At 74.5% G+C, this 15780-nt stretch carries 18 protein-coding genes; 10 read left to right on the top strand and 8 right to left on the bottom strand.

Features of this window, described 5'->3' with window-relative positions; all coding sequences use genetic code 11:
- The first annotated feature begins 25 nt into the window (after positions 1-25).
- Positions 26-922 (top strand): arginase family protein, encoded by an 897-nt coding sequence (locus EIW28_RS00725; RefSeq protein WP_125245816.1) that lies wholly within the window; start codon positions 26-28, stop codon positions 920-922.
- Positions 923-939: 17 nt separating this feature from the next.
- Here EIW28_RS00725 and EIW28_RS00720 read toward each other — a convergent pair whose 3' ends face one another.
- The gene (locus EIW28_RS00720) at positions 940-1530 is read right to left on the bottom strand and encodes a TetR/AcrR family transcriptional regulator (RefSeq protein ID WP_125245815.1); all 591 of its coding nucleotides are present in this window, start codon (positions 1528-1530) and stop codon (positions 940-942) included.
- Between the two features lie 88 nt (positions 1531-1618).
- Here EIW28_RS00720 and EIW28_RS00715 point away from each other — a divergent pair, with 88 nt between their 5' ends.
- Positions 1619-3037, top strand: coding sequence for an MFS transporter (locus EIW28_RS00715; RefSeq protein ID WP_125245814.1), 1419 nt, complete (start codon positions 1619-1621; stop codon positions 3035-3037).
- Between the two features lie 104 nt (positions 3038-3141).
- Here the strand turns inward: EIW28_RS00715 and EIW28_RS00710 are convergent, their stop codons facing one another.
- The gene (locus EIW28_RS00710) at positions 3142-3789 is read right to left on the bottom strand and encodes a GNAT family N-acetyltransferase (protein ID WP_125245813.1); all 648 of its coding nucleotides are present in this window, start codon (positions 3787-3789) and stop codon (positions 3142-3144) included.
- 96 nt (positions 3790-3885) lie between these two features.
- Positions 3886-4257, bottom strand: coding sequence for a VOC family protein (locus tag EIW28_RS00705; protein ID WP_125245812.1), 372 nt, complete (start codon positions 4255-4257; stop codon positions 3886-3888).
- 82 nt (positions 4258-4339) lie between these two features.
- On the opposite strand from EIW28_RS00705, the gene EIW28_RS00700 reads away from it, so the two are divergent.
- From EIW28_RS00700 to EIW28_RS00675, 6 genes are all read left to right on the top strand, one after another.
- Positions 4340-5269: a helix-turn-helix transcriptional regulator gene (locus EIW28_RS00700; RefSeq protein WP_125245811.1), complete on the top strand. Its 930-nt coding sequence runs from the start codon at positions 4340-4342 to the stop codon at positions 5267-5269.
- Between the two features lie 86 nt (positions 5270-5355).
- Positions 5356-6162 carry an alpha/beta fold hydrolase gene (locus EIW28_RS00695; protein WP_125245810.1) on the top strand — a complete coding sequence of 269 codons (807 nt, stop codon included), beginning with the start codon at positions 5356-5358 and terminating at the stop codon, positions 6160-6162.
- A 209-nt stretch (positions 6163-6371) separates the two neighbouring features.
- Positions 6372-7055 carry a hypothetical protein gene (locus EIW28_RS00690; protein WP_125245809.1) on the top strand — a complete coding sequence of 228 codons (684 nt, stop codon included), beginning with the start codon at positions 6372-6374 and terminating at the stop codon, positions 7053-7055.
- 41 nt (positions 7056-7096) lie between these two features.
- Entirely contained in the window at positions 7097-7648 is a 552-nt protein-coding gene (locus EIW28_RS00685) for a TetR/AcrR family transcriptional regulator (RefSeq protein WP_125245808.1), read from the top strand.
- Positions 7641-8372 (top strand): ABC transporter ATP-binding protein, encoded by a 732-nt coding sequence (locus EIW28_RS00680; RefSeq protein ID WP_125245807.1) that lies wholly within the window; start codon positions 7641-7643, stop codon positions 8370-8372. The genes EIW28_RS00685 and EIW28_RS00680 overlap by 8 nt, the downstream gene beginning before the upstream one ends.
- The gene (locus tag EIW28_RS00675; RefSeq protein WP_125245806.1) at positions 8369-9136 is read left to right on the top strand and encodes an ABC transporter permease; all 768 of its coding nucleotides are present in this window, start codon (positions 8369-8371) and stop codon (positions 9134-9136) included. The genes EIW28_RS00680 and EIW28_RS00675 overlap by 4 nt, the downstream gene beginning before the upstream one ends.
- A gap of 12 nt (positions 9137-9148) precedes the next feature.
- Here EIW28_RS00675 and EIW28_RS00670 read toward each other — a convergent pair whose 3' ends face one another.
- Positions 9149-9853, bottom strand: a complete 705-nt coding sequence (locus tag EIW28_RS00670; protein WP_125245805.1) for an RraA family protein — start codon at positions 9851-9853, stop codon at positions 9149-9151.
- 249 nt (positions 9854-10102) lie between these two features.
- On the opposite strand from EIW28_RS00670, the gene EIW28_RS00665 reads away from it, so the two are divergent.
- Positions 10103-11002: a sulfotransferase domain-containing protein gene (locus EIW28_RS00665; RefSeq protein WP_125245804.1), complete on the top strand. Its 900-nt coding sequence runs from the start codon at positions 10103-10105 to the stop codon at positions 11000-11002.
- A gap of 216 nt (positions 11003-11218) precedes the next feature.
- On the top strand, positions 11219-12388 hold the full coding sequence (locus EIW28_RS00660; protein ID WP_125245803.1) for a serine hydrolase domain-containing protein: 1170 nt from the start codon (positions 11219-11221) through the stop codon (positions 12386-12388).
- Between the two features lie 109 nt (positions 12389-12497).
- Here EIW28_RS00660 and EIW28_RS24040 read toward each other — a convergent pair whose 3' ends face one another.
- The 4 genes from EIW28_RS24040 to EIW28_RS00645 all read right to left on the bottom strand — a co-directional run bounded on the left by EIW28_RS24040 (position 12498) and on the right by EIW28_RS00645 (position 15651).
- Positions 12498-12662, bottom strand: a complete 165-nt coding sequence (locus EIW28_RS24040; protein WP_158630236.1) for a hypothetical protein — start codon at positions 12660-12662, stop codon at positions 12498-12500.
- A gap of 154 nt (positions 12663-12816) precedes the next feature.
- A complete protein-coding gene (locus EIW28_RS00655) occupies positions 12817-13461 on the bottom strand; it encodes a DoxX family protein (protein WP_125245802.1) in 645 nt (214 codons plus the stop codon).
- 114 nt (positions 13462-13575) lie between these two features.
- A complete protein-coding gene (locus tag EIW28_RS00650) occupies positions 13576-14472 on the bottom strand; it encodes an RNA polymerase sigma-70 factor (protein WP_125245801.1) in 897 nt (298 codons plus the stop codon).
- A complete protein-coding gene (locus tag EIW28_RS00645) occupies positions 14473-15651 on the bottom strand; it encodes an NAD(P)/FAD-dependent oxidoreductase (RefSeq protein ID WP_125245800.1) in 1179 nt (392 codons plus the stop codon). It lies immediately after the preceding gene.
- Between the last annotated feature and the right edge of the window lie 129 nt (positions 15652-15780).

Raw genomic sequence — 15780 nt, 5'->3', positions numbered from 1 at the left:
AGGCCATCGAAGGTAGGGTCCGGAGATGCAGCGCCGAACCGCCCTTCTGGACGCCCCGTCGAACCTGGGCCTCCGCCCGCCCGCGCCCGGTGTCGTCCCCGGTTGCTACAAGCTCGCCGGAGCCCTGCGCGACCAGGGAATCCTCGACCGGATCGGCGCCGAGGACGCCGGGTACGCCACGCCGCCGCGGTACGACCGCGGCGACTGGGAGCCCGGCGACGGCCTGTTCAACGCCGACGGCATCGCCGCCTACACCCGCCGCCTCGCCGACCGGCTCGGATCGCTTCTCGACGGCGGGCGCTTCCCGGTCGTCCTCGGCGGCGATTGCAGCATCCTCCTCGGCGCCGCCCTCGCGCTGCGCCGCCGCGGCCGCTACGGCGTCGCGTTCGTCGACGGCCACTCCGACTTCCGCCACCCGGACAACTCCCCGGGCGTCGGCGCCGCCGCCGGAGAGGACCTCGCCCTGGTCACCGGGCACGGCCAGGCGCTCGCCACCGACATCGACGGCCTGCGGCCCTACATCGACATCGAGGACGCGGCCGTGCTCGGCATCCGCGACGACGACGAGCACACCGCCGAGCTCGACGCCCGCGGGGCCCTGGTGCGCCCGCTCGCCCGCGTGCGCGAGGACGGCCCGGCCGCCGCGGCCGCGGCCGCGCTGGCGCGCTTCGCCCGGAACGGCGTCGACGGGTTCTGGGTGCACCTCGACGCCGACGTCCTCGACGCCGCGGTCATGCCCGCCGTCGACTCCCCGAACCCCGGCGGCCTCTCCCACGCCGAGCTCCGCGCCCTGCTGGCCCCGCTCCTGGCCTCCGAACACTGCGCCGGCTTCGAGATCACGGTCTTCGACCCCGACCTCGACCCTGACGGCCGCCTCGCCGCCGAGCTCACCGACACCCTCGTGGCGGTCATCGCCGGCTGAGGCGCAGGGAGCCTCCCTCAGGACTCCGCAGGGGGCTGGTCCAGGACCGACCGGACGGTGGCGACCGCGACCTCGGCGACGTTCTCCTCGGTGAGGTTTCCGGCCCGGAGCTGCTCGGCCGCGCCGTGCAGGACGTACTGCACGACGCTCACCAGCCACGGGAGCGGCAGGTCGGAGCGGAAGACGCCGTCGCGCTGACCGCGGCGCAGGAGGTCTTCGACGCGCTTGGCCGGCTCGGCGTGCAGTTCGCGCAGGCGGCCGCTCGGCAGGACGCCCTGCGCCGCTTCGAGCAGCGCGGCCGACTCGGCCACCAGCGACCAGCTCGACGCCAGCAGCCGGTCCAGGGCCGCCCCGGGGTCGCCCGACAGGTCCACGGTCGCGAGCGTCGCCTCACCCGCTTCGAGCGCGGCCGAGAGCGCGGCCTCCACGAGGTCGGCGCGGGTCTTGAAGTGGCCGTAGAGGGTCATGCGGCCGACGCCGGCTTCGGCGGCGATCGCCTCGATGGTGGCGTCGGGGTGCTCGCTCAAGCAGGTGCGGGCGGCGGCCACGATGCGGGCGATGCTGCGTTCGGCGTCGGCGCGGCGGCGCGGTCGGGTCTGCGAAACCATGCCCCCAGTTTATCTCGTACGGGAATATACGAGTTAAGCTCGCGGTTATAACTCGTACTTCAACATACGACTTAACCGGAGGACGGCCATGACCGACCACGAACCCCACGGCACCGAGACGGCCCCGGAGCCGCACCCCCTGCGGTGGCGCCTGCTCGCGCTCCTCGGCGCTGCCCAGCTCATGCTCATCGTCGACGTCACGGTCGTGGCGATCGCCCTGCCGCACATCGACACCGCGCTCGGCCTCAGCCGCGAAGCGCTCACCTGGGCCGTCAGCGCCTACACCCTGGCCTTCGGCGGCCTCATGCTCCTCGGCGGCCGCATCGCGGACCTCGCCGGCGCCAAGCGCGTCGTCCTCACCGGCCTGATCCTGTTCACCGCCGCCTCGCTGACGGCCGGCCTCGCCGACTCCACCGAGATGCTCCTCGGCGGCCGCATCGCCCAGGGCGTGGGCGCCGCGCTCATGTCCCCGGCGGCGCTGTCGCTGGTCGTGACCCTGTTCGACGGCGCCGAGCGGCACAAGGCCCTCGGCGTGTGGTCCGCCCTCGGCGGCGGGGGAGCGGCCCTCGGCCTGCTCCTGGGCGGCCTGCTCACCGCCGGTCCGGGCTGGTCCTGGGTCTTCTACGTCAACGTCCCGATCGGCGTGGTCCTCGCGGTCGCGCTCGCGATCATGCTGCCGCGGCGCGTCCCGGCCGCCTCACGCGCCCGCCTCGACGTGCTCGGCGCGCTGCTGGTGACGGCCTCCTCGGCGGTGCTCATCTACGCCCTCATCGGCGCCGGCGACCGCGGATGGTTCACGGCCGCGACCGGACTGCTCGTGCTCGCCGCCCTCGTCGGCTACGGCCTGTTCGCCCTGTGGCAGCGGGCCGCCCGCTCGCCGCTGGTGGACCTGGCGCTGCTCGTGCGCCGCCCGGTGGCGACCGGCACCTTCCTGATCCTCATGGCGACGGCGCTCATGATCGCCGGATTCTTCCTGGGCACCTTCTACTTCCAGCACGCGCTCGGCTACGGGGCCCTGCGGACCGGGCTCCTGTTCCTGCCCGTGGCGGTCGCGACCATGCTCGGCGCCAACGCCACCGGCAGGGTCCTCGCCCGCACCGGCGGCCGTCCGCCGGCCGTGATCGGCCTCCTCGTCGCCGCCGCGGGCCTCGCCGTCCCTGCACTGTGGATGAACGCGGTCGCCGTGGCGGTCGGCGTGGCCGTCGCCGGGGCCGGTACCGGCGCCCTCTTCGTGGTCGCCTCGGCCACCGCCCTGGGCCAGGTCGCCCCGCACGAGGCCGGCGTCGCCTCCGGCATCGTCAGCACCTTCCACGAGTTCGGCGCCTCGATCGGCGCCGCGGTCGTCTCCAGCGTCGCGGCCGCCAGCCTCATCGGCGACACGCTGGGCGGTTTCACCGACGGGTTCACCGTCGCCGCGGTCGCGGCCGCCGCCGGCGCGCTCGTCGCGGCGGTCCTGACGCCCCGCCGCGCGGCCGCGCCCGCCGCGGCCGGCCACCCGGTCCACTGAGCCCCACCGGGTCCCGCGGCACCGCCGCGGGACCCGCGAGCGCCCTTGAACCGATCGCCTTGGCGGCCTTCGCCATCCGGGCCGAGCCGCCGAGCTCAGGTCCGTCATTCGAGGCCGAGCATGGCGCGGGCGTCGGCGTCAAGGCCCTCGATGCGGACCTCGTGCCGCCGGTGGGCGGCCCAGTCCTCGCGGGTGAGGCGCCAGCGGAGGCTGGTGGCGCGTTCGCCCTTGCAGACCTGGTGGTCGATGCCGTCGGGGCGGTAGCCGAGTCTGCGGGAGACGGCCGCGGAGGCGGCGTTGCCCTCGAGCGAGTCGGAGAGCGCGTAGTCGGCCCCGAGGCCGTCGAAGAGGAGGGCGAGCACGGCGGCGCGCATCTCGGTGCCCAGGCCCTGGCCGTGGTGCGCCCGGCCCAGCCACGAGGACGTGGTGGCCTCGCGGGTGACGCCGTACAGCCTGCCGGCGAGGTCCTGCTTGCCGATGACCTGGCCGTCGCGGACCGCCACGAACGGCAGGCACCAGCGTTCGGGGGTGATCGAGGCGATGAGCCGCAGGTTCCACAGGAGCGCCGTGCGCCCGCGCGTGCGGGGCTCCGCTTCGGTCCAGGCGTTCTCGAAGGGCTGGAAGTCGTCGTCGTGGACGCCGGCGGCGGCCTGGTCGGCGAGCGCGGCGAGATCGCCGAAGTCCGGCAGCCGCAGTTCGAGCCGTTCGGTGCGCAGGCGGATGCGGTAGACCGGGAGGTAGTCGGTGAGCATGCCGTCGAGTGTGCCGCGCCGGTCCGACACCGATGCCCGGTTCCGCCGAACCGCCGCGGCCGCGAGGGCGGCGGCCCGGGCCGCCGCCCTGACCCGTCAGTCGAGCGGCGCGACCCGGATGCGGTTGCCGTCGGGGTCGGCCGCCACGAACGTGCGGCCGAAGCCCTCGTCGCGCGGTTCGTCGACGATCCGCACGCCCTTGCCGCGCCACTCCTCGCACAGCGCGTCGACCGCAGCGGGCGCGCCGTCCCGGTCCACGGCGAGGCACACCTCGCTGGTGCGCACCGGGTCCGCGGCGAGATCCACGCCCGAGCGGCTCCACAGCGAGAGGCCGACGCCGCCGCCGAGGTCGAACGAGACATAGGACGGCGCCTCGAAGACCGGTTTCATGCCGAACAGGTCCCCGTAGAAGCGGGCCGCCGCGGGCGCGTCGCTGACGTAGACGATGAAGAGATTCGGTGCGGGCATGACTGCCCTCCTTTCCGTCGGTGGCGCAACGGTAGTCGCGAAACCTGACGGAACCTGTCAGGTTCTCTGCGACCATGGGGAGGTGACTCCCGACAGGTGCTTCTCCCTCCTCCTCGCGCTGCGGTCGGACACGACCGTTGCCGCGCTCGCCGCCGCGACCGGCGTGTCCGAGCGGACCGTCATGCGCGACCTGCGCTGGCTCCAGGACGCCGGCTTCCCGGTGCTCGCGCGCCGCGGCCACTACGGCGGCGTCTCGATGCTCCCCGGCGGCGCCCTCGACACGAGCCGCCTGACGCCGCCCGAACGCGAGCACCTGGCGCTCACCGGACTCGACGACGAGCAGCGGCGCCGCCTCGGCGTCGAAGCGGTCAGCGACCGCGCCCGCCGCAAGGTCGCCGGAGCGGGCTCCGGCGACGGCCTGATCGCCGTCGGCGACCTCGTCGTCAGCGACAACCGGCCGTGGTTCGGCCCCGAGCCCGCCGGCGTCTCCCCTGCCGCGCTGATCGGCGACCTGCGCCGCGGGGTGCGACTCAAGGTCCACTATGAACGGACGGGGTCGATGCGGTGGCGGACCGTGGACCCATACGGGCTCTTGGCGAAAGGCGGCCGCTGGTACCTCGTCGCCGACGAGGCCGGCGCACCCCGGCTCCTCAACCTGCTGAAGATCGACCGGTGGGAGCCGCTGCGCACGCCGCGGCGCCTGCGCCCCGGCGTGCGCCTCGCCGAGGTCGCCGCCGAACTGACCTCCGGCTGGGAGACCGGCGGCGACCTCGAAGTGCGCCTTCGCATTCAGGGCCACCAGGTGGAGCGGGCGCAGCGCCTCCTCGGCTCGCGCCTGACGCTCGGCGAGCCCGAACCGGACGGCACGGCCCCGGGCGTCCTGCGCTGCCGCGTCCTCGAGGACGTGCGCCAGCTCCTGCCGTTCGCCGACTCCGCCACCGTCACCGGCCCGCCCGAAGCCCGCGAACGCGTCAAGGCGCTCGCCCAGCAGATCCTCGACCACTACCGGTGAGACCGGGCACCGCCAACGACGAGCGGCCCTCGCGAGGTCAGCGCCCTGTCAGCGGCTTGTCAGCGGCCTCCGCGAGAGTTCAGGGCATGACGAACCGCAACGCGAACCAGGACACCTGGACCGGCATGGTGCCGGTCGACGACACCGCCCTCTACGTCACCGACACCGGCGGCGACGGCATCCCGATCATCTACTGCAACGGCCAGTTCGCCACCCTCGGCTACTGGAAGCACGTCGTCGAGGAGCTCGGCACCGGCTTCCGCCACATCAACTTCGACGAGCGCTCCCGCGGCAGGAAGTCCGGGAAGTCCGCCGACTACTCCTTCGAAGCGTGCGTCCGCGACGTCGACGCCGTCCTGGCCGCGCGCGGCGTCACCGGGCCGGTCGTCATCGCCGGCTGGTCCTACGGCGCCTTCGTGGCCGCGCACTGGGCCAGCCGCAACCCCGACCGGTGCATCGGCGCCGTCCCCGTCGACGGCGCCCAGCCGCACGACTGGCTCGACGACGCCATGGAGGCCCGCATCCGCAAGCTGTTCAAGCGCCTCGCCCCGATCACGACGCTGCTGCGCCCCACCGGCCTCACCCCGAAGCTCAGCGCCGCGCAGCAGGCCGAGTGCAACATCGAGCTCGGCCGGATCTCCCGCAAGGCCGACCTGGGGCCCGTCCTCGACGCCATCACCGTGCCCACCCGGTACGTGCTCGCCTCCGGCGCCTCCTTCGGCAGCAAGGGCGACGAACAGGAGCTGATCCGCGCCGCCCTGGGCGAGGTCGTCGAGCGCAACCCGAACATCGAGGTCTTCGCGAAGGTCGCCAGCAACCACGACCTGATCCTGCGCAAGGACTACAAGGCGGTCGCCGACGCCGTCCGCGACGTCGTCGCCGCCCGGCGCTGAGACCGCGGCACGGGAAGCCCGGGCCTCCCGCGCCGCGCAGTGAGACCGGCGGCGCCGGGGCGCGAGCCCCGGCGCCCCGCCGTCAGCGAACGGCTGGTCGGCCGCCGCGGACGCTACGGCGGCGCCGCCGACTCCGATTCGGGCCTGCGCCGCCGCGGACGCCGCTAACGTCGGGTGCGACCGGAGGACGCTTGCGAGGGAGGGCCCCGATGAACGACGACGCCGAACCGCGCCTGCCCGGCTGGTTGGACCTCGCGCTCACCATCGTCATGGCCCTCGCGGCGGTCGGCACCGCGTGGGCCGGCTTCCAGAGCGCGAAGTGGAGCGGCCTCCAGGCCATCTCGTTCGCCGAGGCCGGGGCGGCCCGCACCGAGTCCGCGAAGGCCGCCACCGACGCCGGGCAGGACCGCCTCAAGGACCTGGTGGCCTTCACCTCCTGGATCGGAGCCCTCCAGGAGGAGATCATCGCGGGCACCACCCCGCGCCCCGCGGGCGACTACGCGCCGAACCCGGACGAGGTCTCCGGTTTCCTCTACGAGCGGTTCCGGCCCGAGTTCAAACCGGCCGTCGACGCCTGGGTCGCCACGCAGCCGATGGTGAACCCGAACGCGCCCGCCACCCCGTTCGAGATGCCGGAGTACCGGCTCGAGTCCGAGGCGCTCGCGGCCGACCTCGTCGCCAAGGCCGAGGCGGCCACCGCCGAAGCCCACGAGGACAACCAACGGTCGGACAACTACGTGTTCATGGCCGTGATCCTCGCCCTCGCCCTGTTCTTCGCGGGCGTGGCCGGCCGCACGCGCACCCGCCGCTCGCAGTGGCTCCTCTCCGGCGCCGCGTTCGCCACGTTCATCGGCGCGGCGGTCGTCATCCTGACGCTGCCCAAGACGTTCTGAGCCGGTGGCGCCAACCGAATGTTAGTTGCTAACATTCCAGGGTGGGGAAACGAGACCGGACCCGGGAGCGCCTGAGCGCCTGCGCCCTCGACCTGTTCGAGGCGCAGGGCTTCGCGGCCACCAGCGTCGCCCAGATCGCGCGCGCCGCCGGCGTCACCGAGATGACCTTCTTCCGCCACTTCGGCAGCAAGGAGCAGGCGGTCCTCACCGACCCCTTCGACCCGGTCATCGCGGCCGCGGTCGCCGCCCGGCCCCGAACGGAACCGCCGCTGGCCCGGGCCGTGCGCGGCCTGCGGACCGCCCTGGCCGGCCTGTCCGAGGCGGACCTGGCGACCGCGCGGCGCCGCGTGCGCATCGTCGCGGCCACACCGGCCCTGCGCGGCGCCGCCGCCGTGCAGAACGAGGCCACCGCCCGGGCAGTGGGCGACCGCCTGACCGCGGGCGGCGCCGACCCGCTCGCCGCCCGCGCCGCCGCCGCGGCCGTGCTCGCCGCCGTCACCGCCGCGCTGTACACCTGGGCCGAGGACGAGCGCGCGACCCTGCCCGACGTGATCGGGCGGGCACTGGACACCTTGGACCCGGCCGATGCCTAACCGCCTGGAGATCACCGACGCCGTCCGCGCCTACGGCCCCGGCACCGGGGTCCTGGGCGCGTCCCTGCGCGTCGCCCCCGGCGAGGTCCACGCCCTTCTTGGCCTCAACGGCGCAGGCAAGACCACGCTCATGCGCGCCGCCCTCGGCATGGTCCGCCTCGACGGCGGCGGCGTGCGCATCGGCGGCGTCCCCGTCGCCCGCCTCCCGGCCCCGAACTGGGCCCGGGTCGGGCACCTCATCGACCGCCCCTTCGCCTACGCCGACCTGAGCGTGCGGGCCAACCTGCGCGTCGCCGCCCGCCTCCGCGGCCTGCCGCCCGCGGCGGTCGCCGCCCGCGTCGAGGCGGCGCTCGGATCGTGGTCCCTCGGACGCTACGGCCCGGTCAGGGCCGCGAAGCTCTCCAAGGGCAACCGCCAGCGCCTGGGCCTGGCCGCCGCGCTCATCGCCGGCCCGGACCTGGCCGTGCTCGACGAGCCGACCGACGGCCTCGACCCCGCCGGCGTGATCGCCTTGCGCGAGGCCCTGCTCCGCCTCGCCGCGGGCGGCGCCGGGGTCCTCGTCTCCAGCCACCACCTGGACGAGGTCGCGCGCATCGCCGACCGGATCTCGGTGATGAACCGCGGCCGCATCGTCGGCGGCCTCGAACCCGGCGGCGCCGACCTCGAACGGGCCTTCTTCGCCCTCGTCCTGGCCGACGACGAGCGGCGCGGGGAGGCGCGGTGACCGGTTTCCCCGCCGCCTTCGCGACCGAGGCCCGCAAGGCCGCGGCCGCCGCCGTCCTCCGCTTCGGCGGCGCCTTCCTGGCGCTCGGCACCGCGGTGCTCGCCGCGTCCCTGGCGGCGGCGGTGCGCGCCGGGGACGAGCAGATCGTCGCGAAGCTCGGCCCTGCCGCCGCGGCCACCGGGTGGGAGCTGCTGGCCGCGATCGCGACGCAGGTCGTGGGGGCGGGGGCGCTGCTGGCCTTCGGCGTCACGCTCGCGTGGAGTTTCGGCCGCGAGTTCACCGACGGCACCGTCAACGGCCTGTTCGCCCTCCCGGTGTCCCGCACGGCCCTGGTCGCCGCGAAGCTGGTCGTCCATCTGATCTGGACGATCGCGGTCGCGACGCTGCTGACCCTGCTCCTGCTCGGCGCCGGGCTCGCCACCGGGCTCGGACCGATCGGCGCCGGCGCGGCGGGGGCGCTGGCGCGGCTGTTCGTCCTCGCGGTCTGCTCCGGCCTGATCGCGACGCCGGCAGCGTGGGCCGCGACCCTCGGCCGCGGCCCCCTGCCGGGCGTCGCCGTCGCCGTGGCCCTCATCGTCACCGCACAGGTCACCGTGGTCGCCGCGCCGGCCGGCGGCTCCTGGCTGCCGATCTCCGCGCCAGCGCTGTGGGCCCTGGATCCCGCCGCGGTCAACGGCTTCCAGCTGCTGCTGGTCCCCGCCTTCGCGCTCGCGTGGGCGGCTGCGGCGGCCGCGGCATGGCGGCGCCTGCAACTCGACCGCTGAGTCCCGCGGCGGTCACTCCTCGATCGCGCCGCCGATGGCGCGGAGGTGCTGCCGGAAGGTGGTGCCGTCCCGGTCCCTGGCGGCGAGGTACTCGGCGAAGCGCACCTGTTCGCGCAGGGTCGCGCCCTGCCGGAGCCGGTCCGCTTGGCGGCGTTCGACATCGCGGATCACGGCGGCGGCGTCGGCGATGGCCGCGGCGTGGTCGAGGGGCGCGAACACGAGGCCGTCGTCGTCGCCGACGACGAAGTCCGCGGCCGTGATCCGGTGCGGCCCGAACGCGGCCCAGGCGAGAGCGTCGGGCTCCCGCTCGTCGAGGCGCTGCGGGCCGGCCGGCAGGGCGCCGCGGCTGAAGACGGGGAGGCGGATCCGGCGCAGGTCGGCGGTGTCGCGGTGGTATCCCCAGATCGCGATCCCGGCGAGGCCGGCCGCGGCGGCCTCGTGGGCGGCGAGGTCGCCGACGCAGGATTCGTCCTCGCGAGCCGCGTTGTCCACGACGAGCACGTCTCCCGGCTCGGCCCGGTCGATCGCCTCGAGGAAGACGTCCACGGAGCCGTAGTGCCGCGCGGGCAGGGCGCGGCCGACGAGGTGCGCGCCCTCCCAGAGGGGGAGGACGCCGGCCGGGGCCGAGCGCACGGGCAGGCCGAGCCGGATGAGGGCGTCGGCGACGTGCGCGGTCGTCAGGTCGCGGTAGGCGCGCCGCAGTTCGAGTGCTTCCATCGGGGTCCTCCTCGCCCGGGTCCGCGGATCGGCGGACGCCGCCGGGCCATTCTCGCCCTCCCTCCGGCCGGGTGCGGACCCGGTCCCGCCCGGGCCCCGAGGGCGGCGCGGAGCCGGGCGACACCGTCCGGCCCCGCCGCCCAAGATCATCTCCTTGCGTGATCGCCGCGTCACTCGTAGCGTGGGAGGGCGACCATCCATCCGGGACGCCAGGCGCGCCGATCGCGCTCTCGGGCAAGGAGGACCACCGTGACTGCACCCCCCGTCCGCTACCAGAACCTCTTCATGGACAACGCCCGCTGGGAGGGCGTCGAACTCCGCGAAGGCGACATCGTCATCTCGACCCCCGCCAAATGCGGCACCACCTGGACGCAGATCATCTGCGGCCTCCTCGTGTTCGGGCGGCCCGAACTGCCGGCCCCGCTCGACGACCTCACCGTCTGGGTCGACGCGCTCTTCCGCCCCCACGCCGAGATGCTCGCGCACCTCGAGGCGCAGGACCACCGCCGCTTCATCAAGTCGCACACTCCCCTCGACGGCCTGCCCCAGGACGACCGCGTCACCTACATCAGCATCGGACGCGACCCCCGCGACGTGGGCGTCTCCATCGACAACCACCTCCTCAACATGGACATGGAGAAGGCGATGCGGCTCCGCGCCGCCGCCCTCGGCCCCGACGCGGGGGCGCTCCCGGCGATGGCGCCGCCCGCGCCGACGCCGTACGAGCGCTTCTGGGACTGGGTCGACGCCGAGGACAACCTCATCGGCCTCGGCGCGATGCTCCGCCACCTGGAAGGCTTCTGGGAGCGCCGCGACGAGCCCAACATCGTGCTGCTGCACTTCGACGACCTGAAGACCGACCTCGATGGACAGATGCGCGCGCTCGCGGCCGCGCTCGGCACCACCGTGGACGAAGCGGTCTGGCCGGACCTCGTCCGCGCCGCCACCTTCGCCGAGGTCCGCGGCAGGGCCGCGACCCTCGCCCCCGAGAACACCCTGTGGCGGGACCGCGCCATGTTCTTCAACAAGGGGGCGAGCGGTCAGTGGAAGGAACTCCTCGACGACGCGGACCTGGAACGCTACCGGGCCCGCATCGCCGCGCTCACCACCCCGGAGATCGCGGCCTGGCTGCACCGGGACGGCCTGTAGCGGCGGCGGAGGCGGCGTCCGAACTCAAGGAGCTTCGCCGGAGCTTCGCCGACCGGTGCGGCGCGGTCGTCGAGGGCGAGCCCGGGCAGACCGGCCCGCCGAACGCCCGCGGGCATCGTCCGGCCGGGTGGGGCCGCTCGGGTAGGGCAGGCCGTACCCTCGGTGCGGTGGCTTGCCGGATCGTCGGAAGCCGCTGCGCGCCATACGGTTCGAAGAATGAACCGACGCATGATCCCCGTCGCCGCGGTCGCGGCGCTCGGCCTCGCCGGCGCGTTCGCCGCGGCGGCCCCGGTCACCGCCCGCGACCGGCTCGACGACGCCCTCCTGGCGGAGCGGCTCGCCGACTTCGCCGCCCTCACCGACGGCTCCGTCCTCGTCGAAGTCCGCGACGGCGGCGACGTCTGGCGCGAGGCCGCCGGACTCCGCGGCATCGAGGACGACGCGCGGCCGGCGCGGCCCGGCGACCGGGTCCGCATCGGCAGCGTCACCAAGTCCATGATCGCCGCCGTCGTCCTCCAACTCGACGGGGAAGGCGCGCTCGACCTCGACGACCCCGTCGGCGACCACCTCCCCGGACTCCTGCCGTACGAGGAGGATCCGACCATCCGCCAGCTTCTCCAGCACACCTCCGGCCTGCGCGACTGGGTGCCGATCGCGTACCCCGGCCTCGCCGAGGGCGACCTCACCGAGGTCCGCGAGGGCTACCGGACCCATTACGAGCCCGAGGAACTCATCGACCTCGCCACGCGGGAACCGCTCCTGTTCGACCCCGGCGACGGCTGGGCGTACGCCAACACCGGCTACACCGTCCTGGGCCTGCTCATCGAGGAGCACACCGGCCGCAGCCTCGGCCGCGCCCTCGACGAGCGCGTCTTCGAACCCGCCGGCCTCGACCGCACCTACCTGCCGCGCCCGCACACCACCGGCTTCCGCGGCCCGCACGCCGTCCCGTACCTCACCACCGGCGACCCCGCGGACCCCTACTTCGACGCCACCGACGTCGCCAACTCGCAGCTCGGCGCGTCCGGCGGCGTCGTCTCGACCGTGCGCGACGTGAACGACTTCTACGACGCCCTCACCGACGGCACCCTCCTCACCGCGGACCAGCTCGCGGAGGCCGTGCGGTTCACCGACACCGGCGAGGGCTTCCAGTACGGACTCGGCCTCGGCGGCATCGCCCTCGGCTGCCCCGGCGACCCGGAGGAGGTCTTCATCGGACACGTCGGCGACGGCATAGGCCATCAGACCCAGACCTTCCACTCCCTCGACGGCGACCGCCAGATCACGGTCTCCTGGAGCATCGACGACAAGCACGGCCACCACGACCCGGCCGCCTTCGGCCAGGCCCTCGGCGGCCTCCTCACCGCCGGCCTGTGCCGGTCCTGACCGGTACGGACGCGCGGCGGCCCCGCATGCGGCACCGCCTCCCGTTCGCGACGCCCGCGACGGCGAGGCGGGACGGTGGCCGCACCGCGGCCACCGTCCCGCCGTTCGGCTACGGCCAGCCGCCGTCGCCCAGCGTGACCGGCGTGCGAGCGGCCCGGACGTCGTCGACGCCCGCGCTCGCGTGGTCGGCCTGCGCCGGAGCGGCGAGGGCGGTCAGGGCCAGCAGACCGGCCGCGGCCGCGGTGACGAGGCGCCGCTTCAAGGTGCTGAACATGCGATCTCACTTTCTTCGGTCGGGCCCGCCCGGACCGGGCGGGCGGCTTCGGTGGCACCGCACCGCGATGCCGGGACCCGCATTCGGTGGGCGCGGCGATCACCGGCGCGCCCACCGAATGCGAATCAATCCATTGCGCCCCAAGCGCATCGGTTCATTCCACGATCCAGCCGTACTCGGTGATCCAGCCGTACTCGACGGCCCATTCACGGGTGATCGCGTCCGCCGCGGGCAGCACGGCGATGGAGACGGCGAACATGACGACGAGGACGGCGACCGGGAGCGCCCAGGCGCGCGGGCGGGTCTCCCAGGAGCGCATGAGCCCCGCCTCGCGCGCCACGCCCCGCCGCGGCAGGCGCGTCTCGGGGAACCGGCGGTCGGCGGGCCGCAGCGCCCACGAGACCACGCCCAGCACGGCGAACACGAGCGGCGGCACCCAGGTCTTCGGCCCGTCGCCGAGCGTCAGGTGGGAGACCACCGCGCCCGTCCACAGGAAGGTCACCCCCGCGTACGCCCATTCCTTGACCAGCGGCAACCGCGGCGCCATGATCGCGACCGCGGCGCCCACCTGCGCCGTGCCCAGCACGTACGGGAAGTAGTGGGGGTAGCCGAGGTGGGCCGCCTGGAGCTGGATCCAGTCGATGAGCGCGAGGCTCCACACCGATCCGGCGGCCAGTTCGCCGACGATCACCATTGTGGCCGCCCAGAAGACGATCGAGCGGATCCGGTCGGGGCCGCCGCTTCCAGCGGCCGGATCGCCGGTGCGGATCGCGGTCGGGTCGCGGTCGGTCGTGTGCATGAGTCCTCCTTGTGAACGGTCTTGCGGCTGGGTGTGCGGAAGCGGACCGGCGCGCACGCCGATCGGCGGCGCCGGATGCCGCCCGGCGCGGAGACGCCTCTCGCGGCGCGGAGGTCAGCGGCGGCTGATCCGCTTGGCGCCGGTCATGGCGAGGAGCTTGTCGGGGTTGCGGATCGCGTACAGGTCGGTGACCTTCCCGTCCGCGGTCGTGAGCAGGAAGACGCCGGTGAGGCGCCCGTCGACGAACGCGGCGACCGCGGGCGCGGCGTTGCACGCGACCGTCTCGAACCGCAGGTCCGTCGGCAGGCTCCGGTGGAAGAGCCCGATGACGAGGGCCGCGATCCGCTCCGCGCCGACCAGCGGACGGCGCGAGGCGGTGGTCTTGCCGCCGCTGTCGGCGGTCCAGACGGCGTCCGGGGCGAGCAGGGCGAGGAGCCCTTCGAGGTCGCCGGTCGCGGCCGCGGACATGAACTGCTCGGTGACGCGCGCGGTCACCGCCGCGTCGGGCGGCGCGAAGCGCTTGCGGCGCGCGTGCACGTGCTGCCGGGCGCGGCGCGCGACCTGGCGCACGGCCGCCACCGACTTGCCCACGGCCGCAGCGATGTCCTGGTGCTCGAAGCCGAACACCTCACGCAGGACGAACACGGCCCGCTCGTCGGGGGAGAGCGATTCGAGCACCACGAGCATCGCCATCGACACCGATTCGGCGAGGACGACGTCCTGCGCGGCGTCGTGATCGTCGACCAGGATCGGCTCGGGCAGCCACGGCCCGACGTAGTCCTCGCGGCGGCGCGAGCCGGCCCGGAGCGCGTTGAGCGCCTGCCGCGTCACGAGCTTGGCCAGGTACGACTTGGTGTCGCGGACCTGGTCGAGATCCACTTGCGACCACCGCAGGTAGCTCTCCTGGAGGACGTCGTCGGCTTCGGTGGCCGAGCCCAGGATCTCGTACGCGATCGTGAACAGCAAGGGCCGCAGCAGGGTGAACCGCTCGGCGTGGTCGCCGGCGTCCACTCAGACGCTCCCGTGCGACGGCGCCGCGGCGACCGGGCGCGGCCCTCCCCGGGGCCAGCTGAGCGTCCCGGGCCGGCGCGCCTCGAGCCGCAGCTTCCCCGTCCCGATCCGGCAGGTCAGTTCCTTGATCACCGCGCCCAGACGGCCCCCGACGTAGAAGTCCAGCATGCTGTCGTCGCCGCGGCCCAGCTGCCGGATGCCGTCGCGCCGGCCGAGACTGACGCACGCGCCGGTGAAGGCCAGGTCGATCACCCGGGGCTCGGTGCCCGCGATGCGGCTCAGCACCGTGTCGGCCGCCCTGGCGCCCAACGGCACCGCCGCGTAGCCGCTCATCCGCAGCGGCCGCCCCGACGGCGCCGCGCAGTCGCCGGCGGCCACGATCCGGTCGTCGTCGACACTCGTGAGGGTCTCGTCGGTGAGGAGCCTGCCCAGCTCATCGGTGCGCAGCCCGCTCACGGCGGCCAGTCCGGGCACGGCGAAGCCGGCCGTCCAGACCGTCAGCGCGCTGGCGCGCCGTCCGCCGCCGGAGAGCCGGACCTCGTCGGCGCGGACCTCGGCGACGTGCTCGCCCTCGATGACGACGACGCCGTGCCGGTCCATCCACTTGCGCAGGTACCGGCGCCCCGGTTCGCTGAGGTACGGCGCGAGGGACCGGCCGCACACCAGCGCGACCCCGTGCCCCCGGTCGGCGAGTTCGGCGGCGATCTCGACGCCGGTGAGTCCGCCGCCGACCACCGTGACGGGGGAGTCCGGCGGCAGGGCGCGGAGCGCGCTCCGGAGTCGCCGCGCGGACTCGAGCTCGGTGACGTCGAAACCGAACTCGGCCGCGCCGGGCACCGCATCGGGGGCCGCTCCGACACTGCCCACCGCGTACACCAGGTAGTCGTACTCGACGGCCCCGCCGGACGCCAGCCGTACGACCCGGGCGCCGGCGTCGATGCGCTCGGCCTTGTCGACGACGAGCCGGACGCCGTCGCCGAGCAGGTCGGTGAAGTCGTGGACGGCGTTCCCGGTGCCGGCCGCGAGCTGGTGCAGCCGGATGCGCTCGACGAACTGCGGGCGCGGGTTGACGAGCACGACCTCGACGTCGTCGAGCTGCCGCACGCGGTTGGCCGCGGCGACTCCGGCGTAGCCCCCGCCGACCACGACGATCTTCTCGGGTGTCAGCTGATTGGTCATGCCCCCGTGACACCGGTGGGCGCTTCGGATGTGACAGGCCGTGACCCAAGTCATGGCACGGCTGCGGATCGGCGGCCGGCTCCGGGTCGTGCCGGGCGGGGCCGAAAAAATTTAGGCAATCGGTTGCAC

The organism is Glycomyces terrestris (genome assembly GCF_003933745.1).
In the GTDB taxonomy this organism is placed as follows: domain Bacteria; phylum Actinomycetota; class Actinomycetes; order Mycobacteriales; family Micromonosporaceae; genus Glycomyces; species Glycomyces terrestris.
The sequence above is the reverse complement of the archived record's forward strand: the minus strand, read 5'-3'. Positions and strand labels throughout refer to the sequence as shown.